Consider the following 2,726-nt stretch of genomic DNA (forward strand, 5'->3'; position numbering starts at 1 on the left):
AGGACCGCGCGGAAGTCGTCCAGCATCGGCTCCATCAGGCGCGAGTGGAACGCGTGACTCACCGACAACCGCTTGACCCGCCAACCCCGCCCGACACACAGCGCCTCGACCCGATCGAGATCCACCACTGTCCCGGACAACACGACCGACCTCGGCCCGTTCACCGCCGCCACGTCCACCACGTCACCGACCAGCCCACGAACCTCGCCCTCGGACGCACCCACAGCCAGCATCCCGCCACCAGCCGGCAACGCCTGCATCAGAGAACCCCGCGCCGCAACCAGCTTGCAGGCGTCCTCCAACGACAACACCCCCGCCACATAGGCGGCAGTCACCTCACCAATCGAATGCCCAGCCAGATAGTCCGGCCTCACACCCCACGAGGACAACAACTCGTACAGAGCCACCTCAACCGCGAACAACCCCGCCTGCGTGAACACCGTCTGATCCAACAGCTCGGCCTCAGGCGACCCTTCGGAAGCGAACACCACGTCCCGCAACGAGCGCGGCAACCGGCCCTCGAACCGGGCACACACCCCGTCGAACGCCTCCGCGAACACCGGCAACGAGTCGTACAACCCACGACCCATCCCCACCCGCTGCGAACCCTGCCCCGTGAACAGGAACGCCCGACGGCCGGTAACCACCTCACCCGAAACGACAGTGCCGACCCCGGCCCCGCCGGCCAGGACGTCCAACCCCGCCAGCAACTCGTCCCGATCGGCACCCAGGACCACCGCACGGTGCTCCAACGCCGCCCGAGCGGTGGCCAGGGACCAGCCGAGGTTCCGAACCGGCTGCCGCTCGTCGCGCCGTACGTGCTCGGCCAGGCGGGTTGCCTGCTCGGACAACCCCTCCGCCGACCGCCCCGAGACCAACCACGGCACCACCGGCAGGTCGGCACCCACCACCGCCTCGGCCTCGACGGCCTCGGCCTGCTCGATGATGACGTGCGCGTTCGTTCCGGAGATCCCGAACGACGACACCGCCGCCCGACGCGGCCGACCCACCACCGGCCACGGCATCGACTCGGTAGCGAGCGCGACAGCCCCCGACGACCAGTCCACCTTCGACGACGGCACATCCACGTGCAGCGACGCCGGCACCACACCGTGCCGCATGGCGAGAACCATCTTGATCACACCCGCCACGCCGGCGGCGGCCTGAATGTGACCGATGTTCGACTTGATCGACCCCAGCAGCAGCGGCTCCGCGCCGTCGCGGCCCTGGCCGTACGTGGCGAGGAGGGCCTGGGCCTCGATCGGGTCGCCGAGGGTGGTACCCGTGCCGTGCGCCTCCACCGCGTCCACGTCGGCGGTGGTGAGCCGCGCGTTGGCGAGGGCCTGGCGGATCACCCGCTGCTGCGCCGGCCCGTTCGGCGCGGTGAGTCCGTTGGACGCGCCGTCGGAGTTGACGGCGGTCCCCCGCACCACGGCGAGCACCCGGTGACCCAGGCGCTGCGCGTCGGACAGCCGCTCCACCAGCAGCATCCCGACGCCCTCACCCCAGCCCGTCCCGTCCGCCGACTCGGCGAACGACCGGCAGCGGCCGTCGGCCGACAGGCCCCCCTGGCGGGAGAACTCCACGAAGGTGGCGGGGGATGCCATCACCGTCACGCCACCGGCGAGGGCGAAGTCGCACTCCCCCGACCGCAGCGCCTGCGCCGCCAGGTGCAACGCCACCAGCGACGACGAGCACGCCGTGTCGACGGTCACCGCCGGCCCCTCGAACCCGAACGAGTACGCCACCCGCCCCGACAGCACGCTGGTCGCGTTGCCGGTCAGCAGGTGGCCGCCCACCTCCTGGTCCCGGCCCATCGCGTTGGAGGCGTACCCCTGGAAGCTGGCGCCCGCGAAGACGCCGACGCGTTCGCCCTTCAGGCGCGACGGGTCCACGCCCGCGGATTCGATCGCCTCCCACGAGGTCTCCAGCAGCAGCCGCTGCTGCGGGTCCATGGCGAGCGCCTCGCGGGGCGAGATCCCGAAGAACTCCGCGTCGAACGCGCCCGCGTCGTAGACGAAGCCGCCCTGGCGGGGGAAGGACGTGTCCGAGAGCCGGCCGTCGAGGAAGCTGTCCCAGCCCCGGTCGAGGGGGAAGTCGGAGATGCCGTCGCGGCCGTTGACCAGCAGGTCCCACAGTTGGTCGACGCCGTCGACGCCGCCGGGCAGCCGGCAGCTCATGCCGACGATCGCGATCGGGTCGTCGTCGACCGCCGCCGTCCGCTCCGCGGCGACCGAGGTGGCCGGCGTGCCGGTCAGCTCGGTGCCCAGGTGGGCCACCAGCGCCAGCGGCGTCGGATGGTCGAAGACGAGGGTGGTGGGCAGGGCGAGGCCGGTCTCGGCGGTGAGCCGGTTACGCAGTTCCACGGCGGTGAGCGAGTCGAAGCCCTGGCTCTGGAAGGCCTTGTCCGCCGGCACGGCGTCGGGCGTCGCGTGCCCGAGCACCACGGCGACCTGGGCGCGTACGAGGTCGAGCAGGTACGCGTCCCGCTCGGCCGGCGACATCCCGGCGAGCCGTCGGCCAAACTGCGAGCGTTCCTGGGCATCGTCCCGGCCGCCCTCGGCGTCCGTCGTGGTCCGCGCCTCGGGGATCTCGGCCAGCAGTGGGCTGGGCCGCAGCGCCGTGTACGACGCGGCGAACCGGTCCCAGGCCACGTCGGCGACGACGACCGACGTGTCGTCGCGGTCCAGCGCGGCCTGCAACGCGGTGACCGCCAGCTCCGGCGC

1 protein-coding gene is annotated in these 2,726 nt (G+C 72.1%); it reads right to left on the minus strand.

From position 1 onward, the window contains the following. Positions 1-2,726 (minus strand): beta-ketoacyl synthase N-terminal-like domain-containing protein (locus ABZ793_RS34615; RefSeq protein WP_357465206.1); only part of this gene is annotated, 2,726 nt, incomplete at both ends.

Source organism: Micromonospora sp. NPDC047465, assembly GCF_040643125.1.
In the GTDB taxonomy this organism is placed as follows: domain Bacteria; phylum Actinomycetota; class Actinomycetes; order Mycobacteriales; family Micromonosporaceae; genus Micromonospora.